General features: G+C 75.4%; 21 protein-coding genes and 1 pseudogene. 7 read left to right on the top strand and 15 right to left on the bottom strand.

The window, feature by feature from the left end:
• Positions 1 to 11: 11 nt before the first annotated feature.
• Both LPA42_RS27430 and LPA42_RS27425 read left to right on the top strand, forming a co-directional pair.
• Positions 12 to 1,004 (top strand): ABC transporter ATP-binding protein, encoded by a 993-nt coding sequence (locus LPA42_RS27430; RefSeq protein ID WP_077936825.1) that lies wholly within the window; start codon positions 12 to 14, stop codon positions 1,002 to 1,004.
• Entirely contained in the window at positions 1,001 to 1,759 is a 759-nt protein-coding gene (locus tag LPA42_RS27425) for an ABC transporter ATP-binding protein (RefSeq protein WP_077936826.1), read from the top strand. The genes LPA42_RS27430 and LPA42_RS27425 overlap by 4 nt, the downstream gene beginning before the upstream one ends.
• A gap of 109 nt (positions 1,760 to 1,868) precedes the next feature.
• Here LPA42_RS27425 and LPA42_RS27420 read toward each other — a convergent pair whose 3' ends face one another.
• Positions 1,869 to 2,321 (bottom strand): GNAT family N-acetyltransferase, encoded by a 453-nt coding sequence (locus tag LPA42_RS27420; protein WP_091277239.1) that lies wholly within the window; start codon positions 2,319 to 2,321, stop codon positions 1,869 to 1,871.
• A gap of 74 nt (positions 2,322 to 2,395) precedes the next feature.
• On the opposite strand from LPA42_RS27420, the gene LPA42_RS34045 reads away from it, so the two are divergent.
• Positions 2,396 to 2,875, top strand: a complete 480-nt coding sequence (locus LPA42_RS34045) for a potassium channel family protein (RefSeq protein WP_077936827.1) — start codon at positions 2,396 to 2,398, stop codon at positions 2,873 to 2,875.
• Positions 2,876 to 2,920: 45 nt separating this feature from the next.
• On the opposite strand, the gene LPA42_RS27410 is transcribed toward LPA42_RS34045, so the two are convergent.
• Together LPA42_RS27410 and LPA42_RS27405 are read right to left on the bottom strand one after the other, a co-directional pair.
• On the bottom strand, positions 2,921 to 4,504 hold the full coding sequence (locus tag LPA42_RS27410; protein WP_077936828.1) for an alpha/beta hydrolase: 1,584 nt from the start codon (positions 4,502 to 4,504) through the stop codon (positions 2,921 to 2,923).
• 48 nt (positions 4,505 to 4,552) lie between these two features.
• Positions 4,553 to 5,665 (bottom strand): ATP-dependent DNA ligase, encoded by a 1,113-nt coding sequence (locus tag LPA42_RS27405; protein WP_077936829.1) that lies wholly within the window; start codon positions 5,663 to 5,665, stop codon positions 4,553 to 4,555.
• 147 nt (positions 5,666 to 5,812) lie between these two features.
• On the opposite strand from LPA42_RS27405, the gene LPA42_RS27400 reads away from it, so the two are divergent.
• Positions 5,813 to 6,025 carry a hypothetical protein gene (locus LPA42_RS27400; protein ID WP_043962555.1) on the top strand — a complete coding sequence of 71 codons (213 nt, stop codon included), beginning with the start codon at positions 5,813 to 5,815 and terminating at the stop codon, positions 6,023 to 6,025.
• 14 nt (positions 6,026 to 6,039) lie between these two features.
• Here the strand turns inward: LPA42_RS27400 and LPA42_RS27395 are convergent, their stop codons facing one another.
• Positions 6,040 to 6,537 carry a GNAT family N-acetyltransferase gene (locus LPA42_RS27395; RefSeq protein WP_077936830.1) on the bottom strand — a complete coding sequence of 166 codons (498 nt, stop codon included), beginning with the start codon at positions 6,535 to 6,537 and terminating at the stop codon, positions 6,040 to 6,042.
• A 71-nt stretch (positions 6,538 to 6,608) separates the two neighbouring features.
• On the opposite strand from LPA42_RS27395, the gene LPA42_RS27390 reads away from it, so the two are divergent.
• The gene (locus LPA42_RS27390) at positions 6,609 to 7,124 is read left to right on the top strand and encodes a DUF1990 family protein (RefSeq protein WP_228986954.1); all 516 of its coding nucleotides are present in this window, start codon (positions 6,609 to 6,611) and stop codon (positions 7,122 to 7,124) included.
• Between the two features lie 74 nt (positions 7,125 to 7,198).
• On the opposite strand, the gene LPA42_RS27385 is transcribed toward LPA42_RS27390, so the two are convergent.
• The 9 genes from LPA42_RS27385 to LPA42_RS27345 form a co-directional block, all read right to left on the bottom strand.
• Positions 7,199 to 8,116, bottom strand: coding sequence for a DNA-3-methyladenine glycosylase (locus tag LPA42_RS27385; RefSeq protein ID WP_077936833.1), 918 nt, complete (start codon positions 8,114 to 8,116; stop codon positions 7,199 to 7,201).
• A 341-nt stretch (positions 8,117 to 8,457) separates the two neighbouring features.
• Positions 8,458 to 9,117 (bottom strand): lipoprotein, encoded by a 660-nt coding sequence (locus LPA42_RS27380; protein WP_043962560.1) that lies wholly within the window; start codon positions 9,115 to 9,117, stop codon positions 8,458 to 8,460.
• A gap of 207 nt (positions 9,118 to 9,324) precedes the next feature.
• The gene (locus tag LPA42_RS27375) at positions 9,325 to 10,110 is read right to left on the bottom strand and encodes an anti-sigma factor (protein WP_077936834.1); all 786 of its coding nucleotides are present in this window, start codon (positions 10,108 to 10,110) and stop codon (positions 9,325 to 9,327) included.
• A complete protein-coding gene (locus LPA42_RS27370; RefSeq protein WP_043962562.1) occupies positions 10,107 to 10,805 on the bottom strand; it encodes a sigma-70 family RNA polymerase sigma factor in 699 nt (232 codons plus the stop codon). The genes LPA42_RS27375 and LPA42_RS27370 overlap by 4 nt, the downstream gene beginning before the upstream one ends.
• Positions 10,806 to 10,889: 84 nt before the next feature.
• The gene (locus tag LPA42_RS27365; RefSeq protein ID WP_043962563.1) at positions 10,890 to 11,747 is read right to left on the bottom strand and encodes a spermidine synthase; all 858 of its coding nucleotides are present in this window, start codon (positions 11,745 to 11,747) and stop codon (positions 10,890 to 10,892) included.
• Positions 11,747 to 12,718: a hypothetical protein gene (locus LPA42_RS27360; RefSeq protein ID WP_043962564.1), complete on the bottom strand. Its 972-nt coding sequence runs from the start codon at positions 12,716 to 12,718 to the stop codon at positions 11,747 to 11,749. The genes LPA42_RS27365 and LPA42_RS27360 overlap by 1 nt, the downstream gene beginning before the upstream one ends.
• A 68-nt stretch (positions 12,719 to 12,786) precedes the next feature.
• Positions 12,787 to 15,261 (bottom strand): AAA family ATPase, encoded by a 2,475-nt coding sequence (locus LPA42_RS27355; protein WP_077936835.1) that lies wholly within the window; start codon positions 15,259 to 15,261, stop codon positions 12,787 to 12,789.
• Positions 15,261 to 16,409 (bottom strand): exonuclease SbcCD subunit D, encoded by a 1,149-nt coding sequence (locus LPA42_RS27350; protein ID WP_077936836.1) that lies wholly within the window; start codon positions 16,407 to 16,409, stop codon positions 15,261 to 15,263. Before LPA42_RS27350 ends, LPA42_RS27355 begins: the two co-directional genes overlap by 1 nt.
• A gap of 9 nt (positions 16,410 to 16,418) precedes the next feature.
• Entirely contained in the window at positions 16,419 to 18,173 is a 1,755-nt protein-coding gene (locus LPA42_RS27345; RefSeq protein ID WP_074479420.1) for an ATP-binding protein, read from the bottom strand.
• A 383-nt stretch (positions 18,174 to 18,556) separates the two neighbouring features.
• Between LPA42_RS27345 and LPA42_RS27340 the strand changes: the two genes are divergently transcribed.
• Positions 18,557 to 20,101 carry a M4 family metallopeptidase gene (locus LPA42_RS27340; protein WP_077936837.1) on the top strand — a complete coding sequence of 515 codons (1,545 nt, stop codon included), beginning with the start codon at positions 18,557 to 18,559 and terminating at the stop codon, positions 20,099 to 20,101.
• Between the two features lie 193 nt (positions 20,102 to 20,294).
• On the opposite strand, the pseudogene LPA42_RS27335 reads toward LPA42_RS27340, so the two are convergent.
• Positions 20,295 to 21,038, bottom strand: a pseudogene (locus LPA42_RS27335) (pyrimidine reductase family protein); the annotation flags it as partial.
• Positions 21,039 to 21,190: 152 nt separating this feature from the next.
• Between LPA42_RS27335 and LPA42_RS27330 the strand changes: the two are divergent.
• A complete protein-coding gene (locus tag LPA42_RS27330; RefSeq protein ID WP_077936839.1) occupies positions 21,191 to 21,736 on the top strand; it encodes a plasmid pRiA4b ORF-3 family protein in 546 nt (181 codons plus the stop codon).
• Between the two features lie 141 nt (positions 21,737 to 21,877).
• Here LPA42_RS27330 and LPA42_RS27325 read toward each other — a convergent pair whose 3' ends face one another.
• Positions 21,878 to 22,480 (bottom strand): hypothetical protein, encoded by a 603-nt coding sequence (locus LPA42_RS27325; RefSeq protein ID WP_077936840.1) that lies wholly within the window; start codon positions 22,478 to 22,480, stop codon positions 21,878 to 21,880.
• Between the last annotated feature and the right edge of the window lie 315 nt (positions 22,481 to 22,795).

Here is a 22,795-nt window from a genome sequence, read left to right as displayed (position 1 = left end):
GGGATGCTGAGATGACAGCCACTGTGACGGCGCCCGCCGCGCCGGACCTGGCCACCCTGCAACGGCGGGCCGCGCAGCGGGCGGCCGAGCGGGCCGGCGGGCACGACCGGCTGCGCGGGCACATCGTCTGCGACGGCCTGGTGCGGATCTTCAAGACCGACGGGGTCGAGGTGGTCGCGTTGCAGGGGCTCGACCTGGTCATCGACCGGGGGGAGCTGGTCGCGATCGTGGGCGCGTCCGGCTCGGGCAAGTCCACCCTGCTGAACATCCTCTCGGGGCTGGACACCCCGACGGCCGGCATCGCCCGGGTCGCCGAGTACGACCTGCTCGCCATGTCCGCCCGCCGCCGGTTGAGCTACCGCCGGCGGATGGCCGGGTTCGTCTGGCAGCAGACCGGCCGCAACCTGCTGCCGTACCTGACCGCGCTGGAGAACGTCGAGCTGCCGATGCGGCTGGCCGGGCGGCGCTCCCGGCGGGCCCGCCGCGAGCGGGCCCGCGAGCTGCTCGACCTGGTCGGCGTGGGCCACTGCGCCGACCGGCGGCCGGCGCAGCTCAGCGGCGGGGAGCAGCAGCGCTGCGCGGTCGCGGTGGCCGTGGCCAACGACCCCGAGGTGCTCTTCGCCGACGAGCCGACCGGCGAGCTGGACGAGGCCACCGGCGCGGAGGTCTTCGCCGCGCTGCGGCAGATCAACGCGGAACTGGGGGTGACGGTCGTGGTGGTCACCCACGACCACGCCGTGGCCACCCAGGTCCGCCGGACCGTCGCCATCCGCGACGGCCGGACCGCCTCCGAGGTACGCCGGACCGCGCGGATCGGCGCGGACGGCAGCACGGAACTGGTCAGCGAGGAGTACGCCGTGCTGGACCGCGCCGGCCGGATGCAACTGCCGGAGTCGTTCGTCGACGCCCTGGCCCTGCGCGACCGGGTCCGGCTCACCCTGGAACCCGACCACGTCGAGGTGCGGCCGGGCGGCCGGGCCGACGCCGAACGGAGTGACGCATGAGCGAGCAGCAGCAGTCCGGTCCCCCCGTCGGCACGGCCGCCGGGGTGGCCGCCGCCCCCGGACCCACCGCGACGGTGGAGGAGGTGGTGCGGGTGGACCGGGTGAGTCGCACCTTCGGCCGGGGCGAGCGCGCGGTGCACGCCGTCCGGGACGTCTCGTTCGTCGCCGGACGGGGGGAACTGGTCGCCGTCCGGGGCCGGTCGGGCGCCGGCAAGACCACCCTGCTGAACCTGGTCGGCGGCCTGGACCGGCCCGACTCCGGCCAGGTGCGGGTGGCCGGGCACGACCTCGGGTCGGCCGGCGAGCGGGAGCTGCTGCGGCTGCGCCGGGGGACCGTCGGGTTCGTCTTCCAGACCTTCGGGCTGATCCCGATCCTCTCCGCCGCCGAGAACGTCGGGGTGCCGCTGCGGCTGGCGAAGGTGCCCGCCGCCGAGCGGGAGGAACGGGTGGCGGTGCTGCTGGAGCTGGTGGGGCTGGGCGGGCACGCCGCGCAGCGGCCGTACGAGCTGTCCGGCGGTCAGCAGCAGCGGGTGGCGCTGGCCCGGGCCCTGGCCAACGAGCCGGACCTGCTGATCGCCGACGAGCCCACCGGCCAGCTCGACTCGGAGACGGGCCGGTCCATCATGGACCTGCTCCGCGCGGTGGTGCACGCGCGCGGCATGACCGCCCTCGTCGCCACCCACGACCCGGCCCTCATCGACCTGGCCGACCGCACCCTCACCCTCCGCGACGGCCATCTGGTCCCCACCCCCTGACCCGACTCCCGCGATCTTGCACTTGCGGCCCCTCGGGTGGGGCTTTCACCCCTTTTGTCGGGGCCCGAAGTGCAAGATCGCGGGGGAGGGAGAGGGGGAGAGGGGGAGGTCAGAGGGGGAGTTTCATGCCCTCGTGGGTGGACTGGAAGCCCAGGGCCACGTAGAAGCGGTGGGCGTCGGTGCGGGACTTGTCCGTGGTGAGCTGCACCAGGGCGCAGCCGCGCTGCCTCGCCTGGTCGATCGCCCAGCGGATCATCTCCCCGCCCAGCCCCTGCCCCCGACGGTCGGAGCGCACCCGCACCGCCTCGATGAGGGACCGCTGGGCGCCGTGCCGGCCGAGCCCGGGAATGTAGGTGATCTGCAGGCAGCCCACGACCACCCCGCCGTCGTCGGCCACCACGAGATGGTTGCGCGGGTCGGCGGAGATGTCCGCGAAGGCCCGCTCGTACGCGTCGTCCACCTCGCCGACGTCGCGGGCCCGCCCCAGCACGTCGTCGGCGAGCAGGGCGAGGATGGCCGGCAGGTCGGCCCGGACCGCCTCCCGGAAGATCACTGTGCGCATGGCGTCAGCCTGACATAACGGCAGCCGGCGATGTCCCGGCCGCGGGTTGCCGGGACCGGGCAGCATGATGCGGCATGGACGTCCTGCTGCAGCCGTTCCGCTGGGTCTACCGGGGCCTGGTGTGGTTCGCCAACTCGCCCCGGACGCTGATCACGTCGTACCTGCTGATGATCGTGGTGGCCGGGGTGATCTACAGCCACGTGGAGCACAAGAGCGCCACCGACTCGGTCTGGTGGGCGGTGGTCACGGCCTCCACCGTCGGCTACGGCGACATCTCCCCGACCACGGGGGCGGGCCGGGCCCTGGCGGCGCTGCTCATCTCGACCATGGTGCTGCTGGTCATCCCGCTGATCACCGCGCACTTTGCCAGCCAGTTGATCGTGGACGACGACGCCTTCGAGCACGACGAGCAGGAGGAGCTGAAGGCCGACGTGCGGCGGATGCGGGCCCTGGTGGAGGAGCTGGCGGCCCGACAGGGGATCACCCTGCCGCCGGAGCCGCCGCTGCCCCCGCCGCCACCGGCCACCCGCCGCGCCCGCAGATCCCGCAGGTGAGCCGTCCCGCCGCGCGGGCCGGCCGGCGGTCGACCCGGCGCGCCGTCACCGGGCCGGGCAGCGCAGCCCCTCCCGGGGCACCGTCAGCGAGATCAGGTACGCGTCCACCGCGTCGGTCACGCAGCTCGTCTGCGGGTACGCCGTGTGCCCCTCGCCCTCCCAGGTCAGCACGCGGCCCACGCCCAGCATCGAGGCCAGCGTCGCCGTCTGCTCGTAAGGGGTCGCCGGGTCGCCGGTGGTGCCCACCACCACGATCGGCGGCGCGCCGACCGCCTTCCCCGTCGGGTACGGGTCCCGCGCGCCGGGCCACTCGGCGCAGCCGAGCATGCCGACGGCCAGGGCCGGCCCGAACAGCGGGTAGGTCTGCCGCCACTGCGCCTGGAGCTCGCGGATGCGCTGCACGCTGGGCTTCGCGGTCTCGTCGGTGCAGTTGACCGCGAGGTTGGCGTCGAAGAGGTTCGAGTATTTCCCGTCGGCGTCGCGGCCGGCGTACGCGTCGGCCAGCCGGAACACCTCGCCCGGGTCGCCGCCGTCCAGCCGCTCGATGGCGTGGGCCAGCTCCTGCCAGCCCGACTCCGTGTAGAGCGAGGAGATGACCGCGTAGAAGACCCAGCCGGAGGTGGCCTCCCGGCCGTCGGCCGCCTTCACGGGGGAGACCTTCGCCTTGTCGATCGCCGAGGTCACCGCCGCCCGGGCGTCCGGGGCGAGCGGGCAGCGCCCAGCGTTGGCCGCGCACCACCGGGTGAAGTTGTCGAACGCCCGCTCGAAGCCCTTCGCCTGGCCCTCCGAGCCGGCCACCAGGTCCTGCGTCGGGTCGACCGCGCCGTCGAGCACCAGGGCCCGCACCCGCTGCGGGTAGAGCTGGGCGTACGTCGCGCCGAGCAGGGTGCCGTAGGAGTAGCCGAGGTAGGTCAGCTTCTCGTCGCCGACCGCCGCGCGCACCGCGTCCATGTCGCGGGCGGCCTGCTCGGTGCCGTAGAGCGGGAGCTGGTCGCCGTACTTGTCGCCGCAGCCGCGCCCGATCCGCTCGTTGAGCGCCACGAAACCGTCGAAGGACGCCGCGGACCGCGGGTCGGGGTCGTAGCCGAAGCTGGCGTCGAGGTCGGCGTCGGAGATGCACTTCACGGGGCTGGACCGGGCCACCCCGCGCGGGTCGAAGCCGACGATGTCGAAGCGTTCGGTGACCGACGGGGGCAGGCCCCCGAACGTCGGGCCGAAGGAGAGGTAGACGGCGGTGTCCACGCCGGAGCCGCCCGGGCCGCCCGGGTTGATCACCAGGGAGCCGATCCGGTCGCGTTGCTTCGTCGAGCGGGCCCGCAGCAGGGCGATCTCGAAGGTCTCCCCGGTGCCCGGTCCGGCCGTCGCGCCGCCGCCGGAGCCCCAGTTGCGCGGCACGGCGATGCGGGCGCACTCGTAGCGCATGTCGGGCGCGCGCCGGCCGACCAGCTCGTCGGCCACCTCGGGGCAGGCCCGCCAGGTCGGGGCGGTGCCCGGCGGGGCGGCCTCGCCCGCGCCCTCGGTGCGCGGGGCGAACGCGGGCAGCGTGCAGCCGGCGGCGACCACGGCCGCGGCGACGAGCCCGGCGAGGGTCAGCCGGGCCCGGCGGATCCGGTCGGGTGTACGGGTCACCGGCGCGCCTCTCGTGCTCGTGTCGACCGGTCGTGTCGACGCCTCAGGCTACGCCCGGCCCGGCGTGGGCTCGGCCGTCGCCGCCGGATCGCCGCGCAGGACCTGGTCGACGTCGTAGCGGATCGGGCGGTCGAGCTGGTCGTAGCCGCAGGACCGGGGGTCCCGGTCGGGCCGCCAGCGGACGAACCGGGCGGTGTACCGCAGCCGGTCGCCCTCCATCGCGTCGTAGCCCACCTCGGCCACCAGCTCCGGGCGCAGCGGCTCCCACTCCAGGTTCTTCGTGCCCGTCCACCGGCTCACCCCGCCGGGGATGCGCTGGCCGCGCTCGTGGTCGCCGTGCACCCACGGGTGGTCGGGGCCGACCTCCCGGTAGGGGGCCAGCTCGTCCAGCAGCTCGCTGCGGCGGGCGGCGGTGAACGAGGAGCTGACCCCGATGTGGTGCAGCACGCCGTCGTCGTCGTAGAGGCCGAGCAGCAGCGAGCCGACCACCGGGCCGGTCTTGTGCCAGCGGAACCCGGCGACCACCACGTCGGCGGTGCGGGCGTGCTTGACCTTGGCCATCAGCCGCTTGCCCGGCTCGTAGGGCAGGTCGGCCGGCTTGGCGATCAGCCCGTCGAGCCCGGCGCCCTCGAACACGTCGAACCAGCGGCGGGCCGTCTCGGGATCGGTGGTGACCTGGGTGACGTGCACCGGCGGGCGCACCCCGGCCAGGGCCCGCTCCAGCCGGGCCCGGCGCTGGGGGTAGGGCTGGGCGGTCAGCAGCTCGTCGTCGATGGCGAGCAGGTCGAAGGCGACGAAGTCGGCCGGGGTCGTCTCGGCCAGCAGCTTCACCCGCGACGCGGCGGGGTGGATGCGCTGGGCGAGCAGCTCGAAGTCGAGCCGGGGCTGCCCGTCCGGGCCGTCCCGGCGGATCACGATCAGCTCGCCGTCGACGGCGCAGCGCTCGGGGAGCTGCCGCAGCGCCTGCTCGACCACCTCGGGGAAGTAACGCGTCATCGTCTTGCCGCCCCGGCTGGCCAGCTCCACCTCGTCGCCGTCGCGGAAGACGATGCAACGGAAACCGTCCCACTTCGGCTCGTACGTCGTGCCGGGGTCGGTGGGCAGCCGCGAGACGGCCTTGGCCAGCATCGGTTCGACCGGCGGGTTGATCGGCAGGTCCACGGCGACAGTCAACCAGACGCCACCGACAGTCGTGAGGCGGATCACCGGCGGTGAGGGGACGGCGTGTCCCCGCGCGTCCCGTCCCCGCCCGCGCGACCGGATGGCGTTCGCCCAGCTCGGAGCTACCTTCGCCGGGTGCGGGAGTGGGTGCGGGAGTGGGTCTGCGGGTGCTGCGGGCGCTGGCGGGTCAGCGTCGAGCTGATCCACGGGCGCTACCGGTACCGCCTGGTGCGCCGCTACCCGGCCCGTTTCGGCGGCGGCAAGGACGTGCTCGGCGAGGTGGGCACGGTCGCCGAGCTGGAGGAGCTGCTGCGCCGCCGTACCCCGCTGACCCTGGCCGACCTCCGCGAGGCCGCCTGACCGGCGACCCCGGCTCAGGCGTCGCCGCCGGCCGCGCCGGCCGACCGCTTCTCCAGCACGGCGAGGGCGATGCCGTTGGCGTCCGGGCGGTGCCCGACGATCTCGTACCCGTGCCGGCGGTACAGCCGCAGGTTCCGCTCGCTGGCCGCCCCGGTGAACAGGGCGAACCGGGACGCCCGGCCGGCGCAGGCCGCCTCCACCTCGGCCAGCAGCCGGGCGCCGACGCCCCGGCCCTGCTGGTCGGGGGCCACCGCGAGCCGCCCCACGTGGGCGGTGCCGGCGTCGTCGACCAGGGCCCGGACCGACCCGACCAGGCGGTGCCCCGCGCGGGCGACCAGCACCGTGGCGGGACCGGCCAGCACGGCCAGGACCTCGTCGAGCGTCTCCGCCAGCGGCGGCAGGAACGGGTCGCCGTAGTGCTGGGCCTCGGTGACGTAGGCGGCCCGCTGCACGGTCAGGATCTCCCCGGCGTCCGCGAAGCCGGCCGGGGCGATGGTCAGGTGATCGGTCACCGGGCCAGCTCACCACAGCCGGCCCGGGCGGCCGTACCCTGGCGGGTGTCCCACGCGAGGAGGCCGCCGCCGTGCCCGAGCTGACCTACCCGCACCCCGGCGCGACCCGCGCCGGTGAGCTGCCGGCCGGGTGGCGGCACGTCCGGCACCGGGTGCCGCTGCCCGTCGGGTCCTTCGACGCGGCCGGCGCGGCGGTGCTGGGCTGGCGGCTGCACCGGGCCGCCGGCGTCCGGATCGACGCGACCGCGCCCCGCGCCGCACCCGGGGTCACCGTCGTCTCCCGGCTGGGCGTCGGCCCGCTGCGGCTGGCCGCGCCGTGCCAGGTGGTCTGGGCGGCCGACGACGAGCGCCGGGCCGGCTTCGGGTACGGCACGCTGCCCGGCCACCCGGCGCGGGGCGAGGAGGCGTTCGTGGTGGAGCGCGACGACTCCGGCGCCGTCTGGTTCGAGGTGCGCGCGTTCAGCCGGCCGGACCGCTGGTTCATGCGCGCCGCGGGGCCCGCCGGCCGGGCCTTCCAACGGGGGTACGCCTGGTGGCTGGGCCGGACCCTGCGCCGCCTGTGCGCCCGCCCCGCCCCGCCCGCCTGACCGCCCCGCCCGCCTGTGCGCCCCGCCCCGCCGCGACCGCCTGACCGTCCCGCCGCCTCCAGCTGGCAGTCGGGTCAGTAGCGGGCGAAGGAGCGGATCGGCATCCTCGGGCCGTACCTCGGGGCCTGCACGCCCTCGGCGGCGAGCAGCACGCAGACCCGCCCCCGGTGCCCCCGGAACGGCTCCAGCAGCGCCAGCATCCGGGCGTCGTCGCCGCGCGGCTCGCCGGCCAGGGCCCAGGCCACCGTGTTCGGCACGTGGTAGTCGCCGACGCTGACCGCGTCCGGGTCGCCGTACGCGATCCGCACCACCTCGGCGGCCGTCCACGCCCCGATGCCGGGCACGGCGGTCAGCCGGCGGGTCGCCTCGGCGGCGTCGGCGCAGCGTTCCAGCCGCGCGGCCTCGGCGGCGGCCCGGCGCAGCGTGTCGGCGCGCTTCTGCTCCACCCCGAACGGGTGGAACACCCAGTACGGCGCGGCGGCGACCGCCGCCGGGTCGGGCGGCAGCAGCAGCGGCTGCATCGGCCCGGGCGCCGGCTCGCCGAAGTGGCGCACGGTCGCCGCGTACGCCCGGTAGGCCTCCGTGCCGGTGACCTTCTGCTCCAGGATCGCCCGCAGCGCCCGGGCGAAGACCTGGCCGGTGGCCGGCATCCGCAGCCCGGGGTGCCGGGCGGCCAGCCGGGCCACCACCGGGTGCGCGGCGGCCCGCTCGGCGAACCCGGTGAGGTCGTCGCGGAGCCCGGCGACGGCGTCGGCCCGCTCGACGACCCAGTCGGCCCCCGGGCCGTACCCCTCGGCGAGCAGCTCCCCGGCGGCGGCCGGGCGGAGCGCGAGGGTGGCGGGGCCGGCGGGGGTGCGGGCCGCCCACCAGAACGTGCCGGCGGCGATCCGGGCGCACGGGTCGTACGTGCTGAAGGTGAGCGGCCGGACCGACGCGGCCAGCCGGTAGCCGGCGGGCGGGCGCAGCGCCCGGCGGGCGGAGGGTTCGCTCACGCCGTCACTCTGCCACGCCCCCGGCCGGCGCGGCGCGGGGGAGTGGACGGCGCGCAAAGAGCGGCACCGCCGACGTGGGGAACGTCGGCGGTGCCTCCTTGCCGGAGCGGAGCGGCCGGAGCCGGCCGTGGGGTGCGGGGTGGGGGGACCTCGGCGGGCGCGGTTGCTGGCGTCAGCGCGCCCGCCGCCCTCCTCCGCTCCGGGAGGTCCGGCGATCGCGGCGCCGGCCGCCCTGTCGGGGGCCGGCGCCGCGGCCGGGACGCGGCGTTGCCGGTACGCCGGTCCGGTTCACGGCGGTGGTCGGTCGTGCCCTCCCCGGCCGCGACCGACCACCGGGTCCGTCAGTACGAGTAGCTGGAGTCGCCGGAGCCCGAGTCGTCCGCCGACGGCGGGGCGACCGCCTTCGGGGTGCCGGTCGGCAGGCACTCGAGGTTCTTCTTGCCGTCGGGCTGGGCGACGAACCAGGTGCCGCCGACGCCCTGGCCCTTCCACTGGCCCGGCTTCTTGTCGCCGATGTAGCGGTACAGCGGCCAGCCGCCCAGCGTGATCTGCCGGGTGCCGTCCTGCCGGGTGATGGTGCCGACCTTGTCGTCGGAGACGCCGCTGAGCTGCGGGCTGCCGTCGGTCAGCGCGGGCGGCCACACCTCGGCGCACTTGTCCACGCAGTTCGACGCGGGCGGGTCGTCGGAGTCCTTGTCGAACCGGTAGAGGACCCAGCCCTCCTCGTCGGTGACCACCTTGCCCATCCGGGCCACCTTCTTGCCGACGAGCTGGTCGGTCAGCTCGACGTCGGCCGGCGGCGCGGCGTCCGGGGCCGCGGTGGTGGCCGCCGCGTCGGGGGAGGCCGAGGCCTCCGGTTCCACTGCCGCAGTGGGCTCGGCCGCGGCCACGGCGACCGGCTCGGCCGCGCCCGAGTTCGCCCCGTTGTAGCCTGCGGGAGCGCAGGCCGTAAGTGCGACCATGGCGCTTGCGACGATGACGGTCCGCTTCAGCTGTGCCACGTGCCCTCCTCATTCTTTGCAGTTCGCCGGTTAGTACGGATCGGCTGGCTGTCAAGGTTGAAGGAATAACAGTGGTCAATTTCACTTATCTCGGTTGAACCATTCCCGGCCGCCGCGCGTACCGCCGGACAACCCCTCGGCGGCCTGCGGAAACGCCGAAACGGCGCCGGCCGCGACAGCGACCGACGCCGATTTCGGGTACGCGTGTTACATCGGCACCTGCACGAGCGGGCTGGCCACGCCGCTGGCGTCCACCGACTGCACCAGCACCTTGGCGATGTCGTCCTTCGGCACGGACGTGGCCCCGCTCAGCTCCAGCGGCAGCGGATTGGTGGTGGTGCCGTAGCCGCCCCCGGGCACCGACCAGGTCGACAGGACCTCGGTCGTGTCGTTCTTGCGGACCACCATCAGCCGGCAGGTGCGCGGCCCCGGCAGCCGCTTGAGCTGGAAGTCGATCCGGGTGCCGAAGTCCTTCGAGATCAGCCACATGTTGAGCTGCACGCCGGTGGACGCGTCGACGGCCGTGAACGGCTCGCCCTCCTGCTCGTTGCCGCCGGTGCCCGGGTCGTTCGGGCCGGTGCTCTTCCCCGGGCTCGGCGTGCCGTCGAGCGTCGTGGGCGCCGTCGGCTGCGCGCCGATCCGCTGCGTCTCACCGCCGCCGGCGACGCTGGCGATGCCGACGCCGGTGAGCCCGCCGAACACCACCACGGCGGCGGCGCTGGCCAGCATCTGCCGGAACCGGGTCCGCCGTCGGTGCGCCCGTACCGCGACCAGCGTCCGGTCCAGCAGGGCGGGGTCGGTGGCGGTCTGCTCCAGGGCCGTCATCGTCTCGCCGTCGATGTCGGAGAGCAGCCCCACCACGGGAACCATCGTCTCCAGCTCCGCGGCGCACGCCCAGCACGTGGCGAGGTGCTCCTCGAACCGCTCGGTGTCGTGCTCGTCCAGCACGCCCAGCGCGTACGCGGCGACGTCCATGTGATCTGCCCGGCTCATTCCGTCACCCCCCTCTCCTGCAGGGCCGTGCGCAGCGCGCGCAGGGCGTAGTAGACCCGCGACTTGGCGGTGCCGAGCGGCAGGCCCAGCTCCTCCGCCGCCTCCGGCACCGTCCGGCCCCGGAAGTACGTCGCCACCAGGATCTCCCGGTGCGACTGACTCAGCGTACGCAGCGCGTCGGCCACCGTCATGGTGCGCAGCACCCGGTCGGTGCTGTCCGACTCGGCGAAGGCCGTCAGGTCCCGGTCGTACGTCTCCGCCGGGCGGGCCTGTTCGCTGCGGTGCTCGTCGATGGCGATCCGCCGGGCCACCGTCACCAGCCAGGGCCGCAGCGACCCCTGCCCCTGCGCGCCGAGGCGGTGGGCGTTGCGCCAGGCCCGCAGCAGCGTCTCCTGCACGATGTCCTCGGCGCGCTGCCGGTCCCCGCCGGTGAGCCGCATCACGAACGCCAGCAGCGGCCCCGCGTGCTCGGCGTAGAGCAGCCGGATCAACTGGTCGGAGTGGCTGGTCTCAGTGGACACGGCCTGGTGCCGCCCGGGTGCTGATCTCGGAGACACCGGGCCATTCTGGCCATCGGCGGGGCGTACGTCGACCCCCCGGGTCGACCTCGACGCGCGGGACTGCGGCTGCGCGCGGGCGGACATCCAGTCCACCCTCACCGCGTCGCCGTGCCAGCCGGCCGCCACCGCATGCATGCAGACCTCCGGGTGTCCGATGACATCAGCCCGACCCCCACCGGGCATGGCCGCCCGGTGATACGCACCGGGGAGCCCAGCGGATCAACGGCGCACCGAAAAAATTCCCGGCGGGGGCGGAGTGGAGTCGGTGGCGTCGGCGTCGCGCACCACGGCCGCCCCGCCGGCGAACCGGTCCAGCTCGTCGCCGGCCAGCACCCGGCCCGGGAACCAGTCCCCGGCCGCCCGCCGGGTCAGCTCCGGCACCGGCGGGTCCACCCGGCCGGCGACCAGCACCAGGTTGCCGTAGCGCCGGCCGCGCAGCACCGCCGCGTCGCTCACCACGCAGGCCCGGGGCAGCACCGCCCGGACCGTGGCGACCTGCGCGCGGGCGTGCCGCAGCGGCGGCCCGTCGGCGACGTTGGCCAGATACCAGCCGCCGGGGGTCAGCACCCGGGCCACCTCGGCCGCGTATTCCACGCTGGTCAGGTGCGCCGGGGTGCGGGCGCCCGCGAAGACGTCGGCGACCACCACGTCGTAGCTGGCGTCGCGGGTGGACCCCAGGGTGGCCCGCGCGTCGGCGACCCGCACCCGCAGCCGGGGGTCGGCCGGCCAGGGCAGCTCCCGACGGACCAGCTCCACGAGGGCGGCGTCCACCTCGGACACCCGCTGGGTGGAGCCGGGGCGGGTGGCCTGCACGTACCGGGGCAGGGTCAGCGCCCCGCCGCCGAGGTGCAGCACCCGCAGCGGCGCGCCCGCCGGGGCGACCAGGTCGAGGGCGGCGGCGAGCCGCCGGACGTACTCGAACTCCAGGTGGGTGGGGTCGGCGAGGTCCACGTGCGACTGCGGCGCGCCGTCGAGCAGCAGAGTGAACGACCGCGGCCGGTCGGCGTCCGGGACCAGCTCGGCCTCGCCGGTGTCGACCCGCGCGGTCACCCGGCCCGTGTCCCGGCGGCGGCCCATCAGACGCGGGGACCGCGGCCCCGGGCCGCGGCGGTCAGCGCCCGGTGCAGCAGGCGGGCGTCGCCCAGCAGCGCCCGCAGGCGGCGCTCCAGGCCGGCGATCGGGACGAGGTTCTGCGGGGCGCGCGGGTCCTTGTACGGGGTGGACGCGAACCGGGGCAGCGTGACCAGCGACAGGTCGGCCAGCGCGAACGCCTCGGACTCGGCCAACTCGGCCGAGCACTCCACCCGCACGATGCCGGCCCACGGCGCGCCCCCGGAGACGGGCAGCCGCAGATACCAGGAGTAGCCGCCCCAGGCGGTGACGAGCCGGAACACCGGCGACCGCTGGCCGGCCCGCAGCCCGGTCACCACGGCCGTCAGCCGGGCGTCGAGATACTGGCTGTGCTGGGTCTTGACGTACCCGAGGGTGCGGGGCAACTGCCGACGGCTGCGCAGCGGGCCGTCGACGACCAGCAGGTCCCCGTCGACCCGGGCCGCACCGGAGACCTCCACCTCCAGCGCGGTCAGCGGCCCCTGCACGGCCGCCTGGAGCTTGTTGAGCTCGCCGGTGCCGCCGACCCGGTGCACCGGGTAGCGCACCGTGCCGGCGCGCACCTCCCGGGCCGACGGGCTGGCCGTGAACAGCCCCCGCCGCACCTGGGTGCCGGCGAGCCGCGCCGCGCCCCGCTCCAGGTCGCAGCGGACCACCCCGGCGGCGTACGAGGCGGCCACGCCCGGGAACGACGCCCCGTCGGCCTCGGCCGTCCACACGCTCGCGTCGATCCGGCGTACGCCGTCGACGAGCAGCACCACGTCCGGGGCGCGGACGCCGGGCCGGACGTCGATGGCCCGCCAGTCCACCGCCGGCAGCTCCACCTCCGCGTCGACCTGCTGGCGGCTCGGCGTGGCCGGCCCGCCCGGCACCGCCTCGAAGGACGCGCCGTAGCCCGGATCCCAGGCGTCGACGAACAGCTCCGGCGCCTCGCCCACCGGATCGGCGCCGCCCGGCCCCGCCCCGCCCGGCCCCCGACCGGTCGGAGCGCCCCCGCCCGGCCCCGTCACAGGCCCGTCCGTTCCACCCGGGCGGTGCGGGCGTCCTTGCGAACCTCGAACCGGACCGGGATGCGTTCGGCCAGCGCCGGCACGTGGGTGACCACGCCGACCATCCGGTCACCCCGGGCGGCCAGGCTCTCCAGGGTGGCCGCCACCGTGTCCAGGGTCGCCGCGTCCAGGGTGCCGAACCCCTCGTCCAGCACGATCGACTCCAGGCTCGCCGCCGTGGTGGACAACCCGGCGAGCTGCTCCGACAGCGCCAGCGCCAGGGCCAGCGACGCCTGGAACGTCTCCCCGCCGCTGAGCGTGCGCACCCCGCGCCGCAGCCCGGCGTCGTGGTGGTCGACGACGAAGAACTCGCCCTTGTCGTGCACCAGGTCGTACTGGCCGCCCGACAGCTCGCGCAGGATCCCCGACGCGCCGTCGACCAGCAGGTCCAGCGCCTCGGCCAGCAGCCAGCGCTCGAAGTTGTTGGCCCGCAGGTGCCCGGCCAGCGCCCGGGCCACCCGGGCCTGCCGCTCGTGACCGGCCCGCTGCTCGCGCAGCTCGGCGGCCTGCTCGCGGCGCTCCACCAGCCGCCGGTGGGCGGCCTCGGCGCGCTCCACGGCGACGGTGGCCGCCCGCACCGGGTCGTCGGTGGCGGCCAGCCCGGCGGCGGCGAAGATCTCCGCGATCCGGTCCTGCACGGCCGCCACGGCGGCCTCCGCCCCGGCGACCGCCCCGGCCAGCCCCGGCCGGTCCGCGCGCCGCCGCGCCGCCTCCCCGCCGGCCCACCCCGTCAGCGTCGCCCAGGCCGCGGCGACGTCGTCCCGGTCGGCGGCCGGCGGGCCAAACCGGGCCAGCCCGTCGCGGGTCGCGTCGAAGTCCCGCCACGCGCCGCGCAGCCGCTCCTCGGCCGCGTCGAGGGCCCCCCGGGCCCGCCGGGCGGCGTCGCGCCCCGCCCGCACCGCGCCCGCCGCGTCGTCGAGGGCCCTGCGCAGCCGGGCGTGCTCGGCCAGGTCGTGCCGCAGCGCCGCCGGGGCGGCGGCACCCGCGAGCTGGTCGTCCAGCTCGGCCAGCCGGCCCCGCAGCTGGTCGTGCTCGGCTCGGGCCCGCAGCAGCACCCGCTCCACGTCCCGGGCCGCCGCGTCGCGCTCCTGCACCACCCGCTGGGCCGCCTGCGCCGCCGCCCGCGCCGCCTTCCCGGCGGCCGTGGCCCGCGCCACCGCCGAACCCGCCGGCACCGCCGGCACCCGGGGCACCACCTGCTCGCAGACGGGGCAGGCCGTGCCGTCGACCAGGTGCGCCCGCAGCGCCACCGCCTGGTCGGTGGCCTTGGCCTCCTCGTGCGCCCGGAACGCCGCCTCCAGCTCCGCCTCGGCCCGCTGCGCCGCCGCCCGCGCCGCGTCCAGCGCGGCGACCGCCGCGTCGTGTTCGGCCTGCGCGGCCGTCACCGCCGTGGCCACCGACCCGGCCTGCCCGGCGAGCCGGTCCCGGTCGGCGTGCGCCTTCAGCAGCAGCCGCAGCGCGCTCTCGTCGCCCGCGCCGGCCAGCTCGCCGCGCAGCTTCTCCTCGCGCTCCTCGGCCAGCGCCACCGCGCCCGCGGCCTCGCCGACGCCGGCCCGCGCGTCGGCCACCGCCCGCGCCACCTCGGCCACCCCGCCCGGCGCGCGCACCGCGTCGAGCACGGCCAGCTCGGCGTCGAGGGCCGCCAGGGCCGCGTGCGCGTCCCGCGCCGCCGCCCGGGCCGCATCCCGCTCCGGTACGGCAGCCGCGACCGCCTCGGCCAGCTCGTGCGCCCGCCCGATCTGCTCCTGCGCCCCGGCCAGCGCCGCGTCGTCGACGTCGGCGAGCCCGCCGAGGATCCGGTCGACCGCCTCCAGCTTGGCCTCGGCCTGCCCGGCCCGCTCGGTGGCCCGCCGCTGCACCTCCTCGTAGACGCCGAGGCCGAGCAGGTTCACCAGGATCTGCTGCCGGGTCGCCGGCCTGGCGTGCAGGAAGTCGGCGAACTGCCCCTGCGGCAGCACCACGCAGCTGGTGAACTGGTCGTACGGCAGCCCCACCGCCTCCAGCACCGCCCGGTCCATCTCGGCCGGGGTGCCGGCCACCACCTCGCCCAGGTCCTCCGGGCTGAGCCCGGTGTCCAGTTTGGTCACGTCGAACCCGGGCGGCATGAGCTGCAACCCGGCGTTGGCGGTCTTGACGTTGCCCCGGCCGTCGCGGCGCACCACGCGGGTCGCCACGTAGCGGTCCCCGGCGGACTCGAAGACCAGCCGCACCCGCGCCTCGGTGGCGGACGGGGCGAGCGCGTTGCCCAGCCCTCGCGTCCCGCCCCAGCGCGGCACCGTGCCGTAGAGGGCGAAGCAGATGGCGTCGAGCACCGTGGACTTGCCGGAGCCGGTCGGGCCGACGAGGGCGAAGAAGTCGGCGTCGGTGAAGTCGACGGTGGTCTCGTCGCGGAAGACGGTGAAGCCCGCCATGTCCAGCCGCATCGGGCGCATCAGCGGTCCACCTCCTCGAACAGCTCGTCGAACAGCTCCCGGACGTCGGCGTCGGCGTGCCCCCGGCTGTCGAGGTAGTCGGCGAACAGCTCCCGGGGCGACCGGCCGGCCCGCTGGGCGGTGCGGGCGCCGCTGCCGGGGGCCGGCACCAGCTCCGGGTCGATCCGGATCTCCAGGGCCCGGGGCAGCAGCTCCTGCACCTCCTCCCGCAGCCCGGCCCGGGGCTGCTCGCGGACGAACACCCGCAGCCAGCCCTCCGGCGGGGCGATCTCGGCGAGCTGGGCCAGGGTGCCCCGCACCGTGCGCAGCGGCACCGCCGCCGGCACCGGCACCTCCCGGATGCGCGCCGCGCTGGTCGCGGTCACCTCGACGACCGTCACCGACGGGACGTTCTCCTGCTCGCCGAAGTCGACGGCGAGCGGGCTGCCGCTGTAGCGGATCGGGCAGGGCCCCGACACCCGCTGCGACCGGTGCAGGTGGCCCAGCGCCACGTAGTGGGCGGTGCCCGGGAAGACCGTCGCCGGCACCGCGTAGCCCAGGACGGTGTGCGCGTCGCGCTCGCCGCCGCCGGTGGCCGCCCCGACCACGGTGAGGTGGGCGGTGACCAGGTGCACCCGGTCGGGCTCGCCGAAGCCCTCGGTGAGCCGGCCGAGCACCCGGCCCAGGTGGTCGGCGTACGTCTGGGTGGCCTCGGCGGCGGTCAGCTCGTACATCTCCACGGCCCGCACCGCGTAGCGCTGGGACAGGAACGGCAGCGCGGCCACCCGCCAGCGCTCCCCACCGGCCGTCGTGCCGTCGATGACGTGCTCGTCGGGGTTCTCCCGCACCCCGCCGCGCAGGGTGATGCCGGCGGCCTCGGCCCACGGCCGCAGCGCGTCGAGGGCCTGGCCGTTGTCGTGGTTGCCGCCGATGGCCACCACGTCGGCGCCGGTGCGGCGCAGCGCGGTCAGCGCCCGGGTGACCAGCCGGGTCGCCTCCGGGGTGGGCGCGGCCGTGTCGTAGAGGTCGCCGGCGACGATCACCAGGTCGGGGCGCTCGGCGCGGGCGACCTCGATCACCCCGGCGAGGACCTGCTTGTGCTCCTCGGCCCGGGACTGCCCCTTGAGCACCTTGCCGACGTGCCAGTCCGAGGTGTGCAGGATCTTCATGACTGCCCCCTAGAACGGGATGTCGTCGTCGCTCGTGCCGCCGCCGGAGCCGACCACCGCGAACGGGTCGGCCGCCCCCGTGATCGACCGTAGCGTCTCCGAGGGCGCGCGACCGGCCTCGGAGACCCGGGTGGCCCACGCCGGGAAGGGGAACTCCAGGCAGAGCGGGACCGGGATGTCGGGCTGGTTGACGAACATCGTGCCCGGCTTGGCCAGCAGCGCCCGCTGCCGCTGGGCCGGCGGCAGGAAGCCGTATTCCGGGCGGGACGCCTCGGCCGGGTCGAGCCGGCCGACCACCCGGATCGCCGAGTTGGTGACGATGCGCCGCTCCACCTCGCTCGCGGTCTGCTGCGCGCCGACCAGGATCACCCCGAGCGAGCGGCCCCGCTCGGCGATGTCGAGCAGCACCTCCTTGATGGGGGAGGAGCCCTCCCGGGGCGCGTACTTGTTGAGCTCGTCGAGGACGACGAAGAGCAGCGGCTTGGCCGTGCCCGCCTTCTCCTTGCGCTCGAACTCGCTCTTGAGGGTCACGCCGACGACGAACCGCTGCGCCCGGTCGGGCAGGTTGTGCAGGTCGACCACGGTCACCTGCGCGGACTCGCTGGTGTTGATGCTGTGCGGGCGGCGGGTGGCGAGGTCGCCCCGGATCAGCCGCCCCAGGTCCTTCTTGCTGCCGATGAGCCGCCGGGCGAACGCGTTGACCGTGCCCAGCCCGACGGCGCTGCCGGCCCAGTCGCCCCGGGTCTCGTCGTCGTTGAGCTGCTCGACGATGTGGTCGACGAGGTCGGTGTAGGAGCCGAGGCGCACCCCGTCGACGCTCACCCCGCCGTCGGCGGGCTGCGCGTAGCGGGCCAGGTGGGCGGCGACCGAGTGGACGACCATCGTGTACTGCTGGCGCTCGTCGTCGGCGTCGGCGAAGACGTACGGCAGGAGGCGGTCGGCGCAGAACTCGCTCAGCGTCCAGTAGAAGCTGTCCACGCCGGTCAGCCGGCTGCTCACGTCGGGGGTGCCGGAGGAGTCGCCGACCCGGGGCGGGGCGTAGACCCGCACGTCGGGGAACGCCCCGGCGCTGAGCCCGAGCCTGGCGTAGCCGGCGCGGGTGGCGTCGTCGAGGCGGGTGTTGGGGTGGTCGAGGAACAGCAGGTCCTCGCCCTTGACGTTGAAGATCAGCGCCTTGGCGTTGACCGCGTCGCCGCCGAGCACCCCGGAACGGAAGACCGAGTAGAGCAGGAACGTGGCGAAGCTGGTCTTGGTGGCGACCCCGGAGATGCCGGAGATGGAGACGTGCGCGCCCCGGGTGCCGTCGAGGAAGTCGGCGTTGAGGTAGACGGGCACCCCGTCGCGGCCCATGCCCATCGGGATGCGCCGCTCCATCCGGTCGAAGTGCAGCGCGCGGGCCCGCGCGTCGCCCTCGGCCCGGTGCACCACCGCCCCCGGCGTCGGCGGGACGTAGACCTCCGGGTCGACCCGGGTGGTGGTGATCTCGGCGGCCTCCTGCACCATCGCCGGCAGGGTGCCGTCGGCGATGGCGAACACGTCCGAGTCGAACTGGGCGCCCTCGTGCCGCGCCCGCACCTGGGTCACCACCCCGGCGATGGTCACCGGCTCGCGGTCGGGCATCTCGCGGCGGGTCACCACCACGTCGTCGAGCTGGAGGTAGCTGCCCGGGGCCACGGCCGTCCAGAACGTCAGCGGGGTGGCGTCGGCGGTGCCGAGCACGCGGCCGACCCCCTCGCCGGGGCCGGCGGACCCGTCGTCGGTGATCGGCAGGCTCTCGGTCATCGGCCCGCTCCCGTCAGCTGGTCGTCTCGGTCACGGCACACGAAGAGCATCCTGCCGCAGGGATGTGACAGGTTGCCACGCGACGCGGCGGACGCCACCCTCCGCCCGGTACGCGATCACTCGTCGCATTCCTCCGAACGCGCACGGTGTCGCAAAATTTCTCGTCGCAGAGGTGACACGAACCGGTTGCTCGGCGCAACAATGACACCGGCACTCATCGAGGATCTTCGTTACGTCGATGTTTCGGGGTGTGCCCCTGCGGCCCGCCACCTGCGGGCCGTGGGCCGGCCCGGCGGCCACCACCGCCGGGTCACCGCCGGTCGGCACCCCCTTCCGACCGGCCGTCGATCGAAGGCAGGAGCCTCATGCGTCGTACCACTGTCCTGGCGGGCCTGGCCTCGGCCGCGCTGCTGGCCACCGCCGTGCCCGGCGCGGCCGTCGCCGCCCCGGCCGCCGCCCCCTCCGCCGACGCGTTCACCCGCGCCGTCACCCAGCTGAAGTCCCACGCCGGCGACGCCCTCGCCGGCGACGGGCAGAGCTTCACGCTGAAGAACGTCGCGACCGACGCCGACGGCACCGAGCACGTCCGGCTGCACCGTTACCTCGACGGGCTGCCCGTGCTCGGCGGCGACCTGGTCGTGCACCTCGGCAAGGGCGGCGCCTGGCACGGCGCCAGCCAGACCCTGACGGCCGCCCCGCGCCGCGCCGACCGCTCCGCGCGGACCGCCGTCGGCGAGGCCGCCGCCGGCCGCGCCGCCCTCGCCGCCTCCACCGCCACCGCCCGCCGCGTCGACGGCACCCAGCTCGTGTACGACGCCGACGGCGCGCGCACCGCCCTCGCCTACGAGGTGGTCGTCGGCGGTGTGTACGCCGACGGCACCCCCAGCGAGCTGCACGTGCTCGTCGACGCCGCCACCGGCGGGGTCCGCAGCTCCTGGGAGGGCGTGCAGCGCGAGGGCACCGGCAACACCCTCCACTCCGGCAGCGTGCCGCTGGGCACCACCGCCTCCGGCAGCACGTACCAGCTCGTCGACGGCGCCCGCGGCGGCCACAAGACGTACGACCTGAACGGTTCCACCAGCGGCACCGGCACCCTCGTCGCCAGCGCCACCAACGTCTTCGGCGACGGCACCACGGCCAACCGGCAGACCGCCGCCGCCGACGCCCACTACGGTGCGGCCGTCACCTGGGACTACTACAAGAACACGTTCGGCCGCAACGGCATCCGCAACGACGGCGTCGCCGCCTACAGCCGGGTGCACTACAGCACCAACTACGCCAACGCGTTCTGGAGCGACTCCTGCTTCTGCATGACCTACGGCGACGGCGGCTCCGGCTTCGCCCCGCTGACCTCCCTCGACGTCGCCGGCCACGAGATGACCCACGGCGTCACCAGCAACACCGCCGGCCTGGTCTACAGCGGTGAGTCCGGCGGCCTCAACGAGGCCACCAGCGACATCTTCGGCACCCTCGTGGAGTTCTCCGCCGCCAACGCCAGCGACCCCGGCGACTACCTCATCGGCGAGAAGCTGCGCAGCACGCCGCTGCGCTACATGGACAAGCCCTCGAAGGACGGCAAGTCGGCCGACTGCTGGTCGACCACCCTGCGCTTCAAGGACGTGCACTACTCCTCCGGCGTGGCCAACCACTTCTTCTACCTGCTCGCCGTCGGCAGCGGCGCGTCCGCGTACGGCAACAGCCCCACCTGTGACGGCAGCACCATCACCGGCATCGGCAACGCCAAGGCCGGCGCGATCTGGTACCGCGCGCTGACCACCTACATGACCTCGCGGACCAACTACTCGGGGGCCCGCACCGCCACCCTGTCGGCCGCCGCCGACCTGTACGGCGCCAGCAGCGTCGAGTACCGGACCGTCGCCGCCGCCTGGACGGCGGTCAAGGTCGCCTGACCCGATCGGAGTACGGCGGGGGCGGCGACGTCCCCGCCGTGCCGGAACCGCCCGCGGCCCCGGCCCCGCGCCCCCGCCCTGCCTACGAAGCGGCGGCCGGGGCCGGGGCTGCGTCGGGGTTGGCTTCGGCGTTGGCTGCGTCGGGGTTGGCTTCGGCGTTGGCTTCGGCTTCGGTGTTGGCGTTAGCTTGGGCTTCGCGGGCGTAGCGGAGCATCAGCACGCCGTCGGCGGCGGCCAGCACGTGCCGCAGCGGCAGCTCCCGGTGCCCGCTGGCGGGCCCGGCGGCGATCCGCCCCGGCCCGGCCCCGGCGAGCAGCGGCGCGACCGTGAGGCAGACCTCGTCTACCAGGTCGGCGGCGGTGAGCGCGCCGAACAGGTGCGGGCCGCCCTCGCAGAGCACCTGCGAGAGGCCACGCCGGCGCAGCTCGGCCAGGCCGGCGGCGAGATCCACCCGGTCGGCCCCGCAGCGCACCAGGTCGGCCACCTCGGTCAGGCCCGGCGGCGCCTCGGCGGCGGCGTGGGTGAGCACCACCGGGCGCACCGGTGCGTCGGCGAAGGCGGCCTGCGCCGGGTCCAGGTCCAGCGAGCCGGAGACCACCGCCAGGGTCGGATACTCGGCCAGCCCGTGGGCGCGCCGCCAGGCCCGCCGCGCCGCGTCGAGCCGCACCGCGCCGTACCCCTCGTGGCGCAGCGTCCCGGCGGCCACCAGCAGCCCGTCGCAGAGCATCCGCAGCAGGCCGAAGACCCGCTTGTCCGGCACGCCGGACAGCCCCGCCGAGTAGCCGTCGAGCGAGACCGCGCCGTCGACGCTCGTCACGAAGTTCACCCGCAGATGGGGCCGGTCCGTCCGGCCGTACAGCGCGGTCAGCTCCGTGTCGTCCAACGGGGCCGCCGACGGGGCCGGCCAGAGACGGGAAATCGCGGCTTCGGCGTTCATTCGCCGGCCGGACCCGTGACCGGAGGGGTGGGTTCGGGGGTACGGTGCTGGCAGTCGCACCACTTCCGGCCCGGGCATTCGTCGTGCCGCCGTTCCCGGCAGGCTCGGCAGATCATGCCGGCAGCCTATGTCGTGATGGAAGGGGGCAGCACATGCCACGTCAGATATTCCAGCTGAAGGTGTCCCTCGCCGGAGTCCACCCCCTCGTCTGGCGGCGGGTGCTGGTCCCCGCCGGCTACACGCTGGACCGGCTGCACCGGGTCGTGCAGCACGCGATGGGCTGGCGCGACTGCCACCTGCACTCGTTCGAGATCGACGGCACGCAGTACGCCGAGCCCGACCCGGACGGGGAACTTGCCGTGCGCGACGAGCTGGACGTCCGGCTGGACGCGGTCGTCGGCAAGGGCAGCCGCTTCCACTACACCTACGACTTCGGCGACTGGTGGGAGCACGACATCGTCGTCGAGGACGCCGTCACCGCCGACCCGGACGAGCGGTACCCGACCTGCCTGGCGGGCGAGCGGGCCTGTCCGCCGGAGGACGTCGGCGGTCCGGCCGGACACCAGGTGCTGCTGGCCGCGCTCGCCGACCCCGCACACCCCGAGCACGAACGGCTGCGGGACTGGGCCGGCGACGCGTACGACCCGGACGCCTTCGACCCGGGCCGCGCCGCCACCCTCCTGCGCCACCTCTGCTGAGGTGCAAGGAAGGGCACCTTGTTAACGCTTTCTGTATAGGAGGGGCCCCTTCCTAACACTCGGCTGGGTGAGGTGAAGACGCCACCGGCCGGGCCCCTGTTGTCGGGGCCCGGCCGGCGGCGTGTGTGTATGTGTGTGGTGTCAGCTGTTGTTCCAGTGCTGCGCGACGAGGTCGGCGGCCTGCTGCTCCCACTGCGCGTACGCGTCGGGGTAGGCGGAGACCTGCACCGTCTGGGCGGCATCGGTCAGCGGCATGTCCTGCCAGCCGTCGACCTGTCGGAGGCCCTTGAGGAACGCCGTCGCCGCATACTGCGGGTCGGTGATCTGCTCCGGCGAACCCCAGCCGCTGGACGGGCGTTGCTGGAACAGGCCGAGGGAGTCGTGGTCGTTGCGGTCACCCAGGTGACCCAGGTTCTGCAGCTTCGACTCCTGCAGGGCGGTGCCGATCGAGATGACCGCGGCGCGTTCGTCGAGGCCGGTCTTCTTCGTGGCGGCGATGATGGCCTTGGCGTTGGCGGTCTGCTCGGCGTCGAGATCGATACGCGACTGTGTGCCCTGCACACCGTGCGGGATCAGCTTCCCGGCGTCGGTGGTCGTGTCGGCCTGTGCGGCGGCGACCGGACGGGCGTCGACAGTGCCGGTGCCGGTGTCGATGGCGTGGTGGAGGGGGCCGGCGGCGAGGCCGCCGGCGAACGCGAGTCCGGCGATGCCGAGGACGCTCTTACGCAGGATGGTCGTGTTCATGGGGGTGTCTCCTATCCGGGGGTCGGCACACGTCCCACATCCGCCGGAGGGGGATGGCAGGGGGTGTGCGAGCACCACGTCGAGGCGCCCGAACAACGAACAACGGGGGAAGAAGAGGAGGGTCGGCTGCCTTGCGGCGCCGGGTCCAGGTGTAACGACCGGCGGCCGGCCCCCATTCCCCCGGGGCCTGATGCCGAGGCGGCCGGCATGCCGCGGGGCGGACCGGGCGTCGGTGGGGCAGGCGTGTCGGGTGGGCCAGCACGCGGGCGGCCCGGGGCCTGCCGGATCGGGGGATCCGGGGTGCTGCTGCGGTCG

The sequence above is a fragment of the Micromonospora sp. DH13 genome, assembly GCF_020873825.1.
Classification (GTDB): Bacteria; Actinomycetota; Actinomycetes; order Mycobacteriales; family Micromonosporaceae; genus Micromonospora; species Micromonospora haikouensis.
This window is presented reverse-complemented; position numbering and strand designations above follow the sequence as displayed.

Excerpts from the sequence above, each read along its gene's own strand:
- LPA42_RS27430 (WP_077936825.1), top strand. The coding sequence starts at position 12 with ATGACAGCCACTGTGACGGCGCCCGCCGCGCCGGACCTGGCCACCCTG.
- LPA42_RS27425 (WP_077936826.1), top strand. The coding sequence starts at position 1,001 with ATGAGCGAGCAGCAGCAGTCCGGTCCCCCCGTCGGCACGGCCGCCGGG.
- LPA42_RS27420 (WP_091277239.1), bottom strand. The coding sequence starts at position 2,321 with ATGCGCACAGTGATCTTCCGGGAGGCGGTCCGGGCCGACCTGCCGGCC.
- LPA42_RS34045 (WP_077936827.1), top strand. The coding sequence starts at position 2,396 with ATGGACGTCCTGCTGCAGCCGTTCCGCTGGGTCTACCGGGGCCTGGTG.
- LPA42_RS27375 (WP_077936834.1), bottom strand. The coding sequence starts at position 10,110 with ATGAGCCGGGCAGATCACATGGACGTCGCCGCGTACGCGCTGGGCGTG.
- LPA42_RS27370 (WP_043962562.1), bottom strand. The coding sequence starts at position 10,805 with ATGCATGCGGTGGCGGCCGGCTGGCACGGCGACGCGGTGAGGGTGGAC.
- LPA42_RS27365 (WP_043962563.1), bottom strand. The coding sequence starts at position 11,747 with ATGGGCCGCCGCCGGGACACGGGCCGGGTGACCGCGCGGGTCGACACC.
- LPA42_RS27355 (WP_077936835.1), bottom strand. The coding sequence starts at position 15,261 with ATGCGCCCGATGCGGCTGGACATGGCGGGCTTCACCGTCTTCCGCGAC.
- LPA42_RS27350 (WP_077936836.1), bottom strand. The coding sequence starts at position 16,409 with ATGAAGATCCTGCACACCTCGGACTGGCACGTCGGCAAGGTGCTCAAG.
- LPA42_RS27340 (WP_077936837.1), top strand. The coding sequence starts at position 18,557 with ATGCGTCGTACCACTGTCCTGGCGGGCCTGGCCTCGGCCGCGCTGCTG.
- LPA42_RS27330 (WP_077936839.1), top strand. The coding sequence starts at position 21,191 with ATGCCACGTCAGATATTCCAGCTGAAGGTGTCCCTCGCCGGAGTCCAC.
- LPA42_RS27325 (WP_077936840.1), bottom strand. The coding sequence starts at position 22,480 with ATGAACACGACCATCCTGCGTAAGAGCGTCCTCGGCATCGCCGGACTC.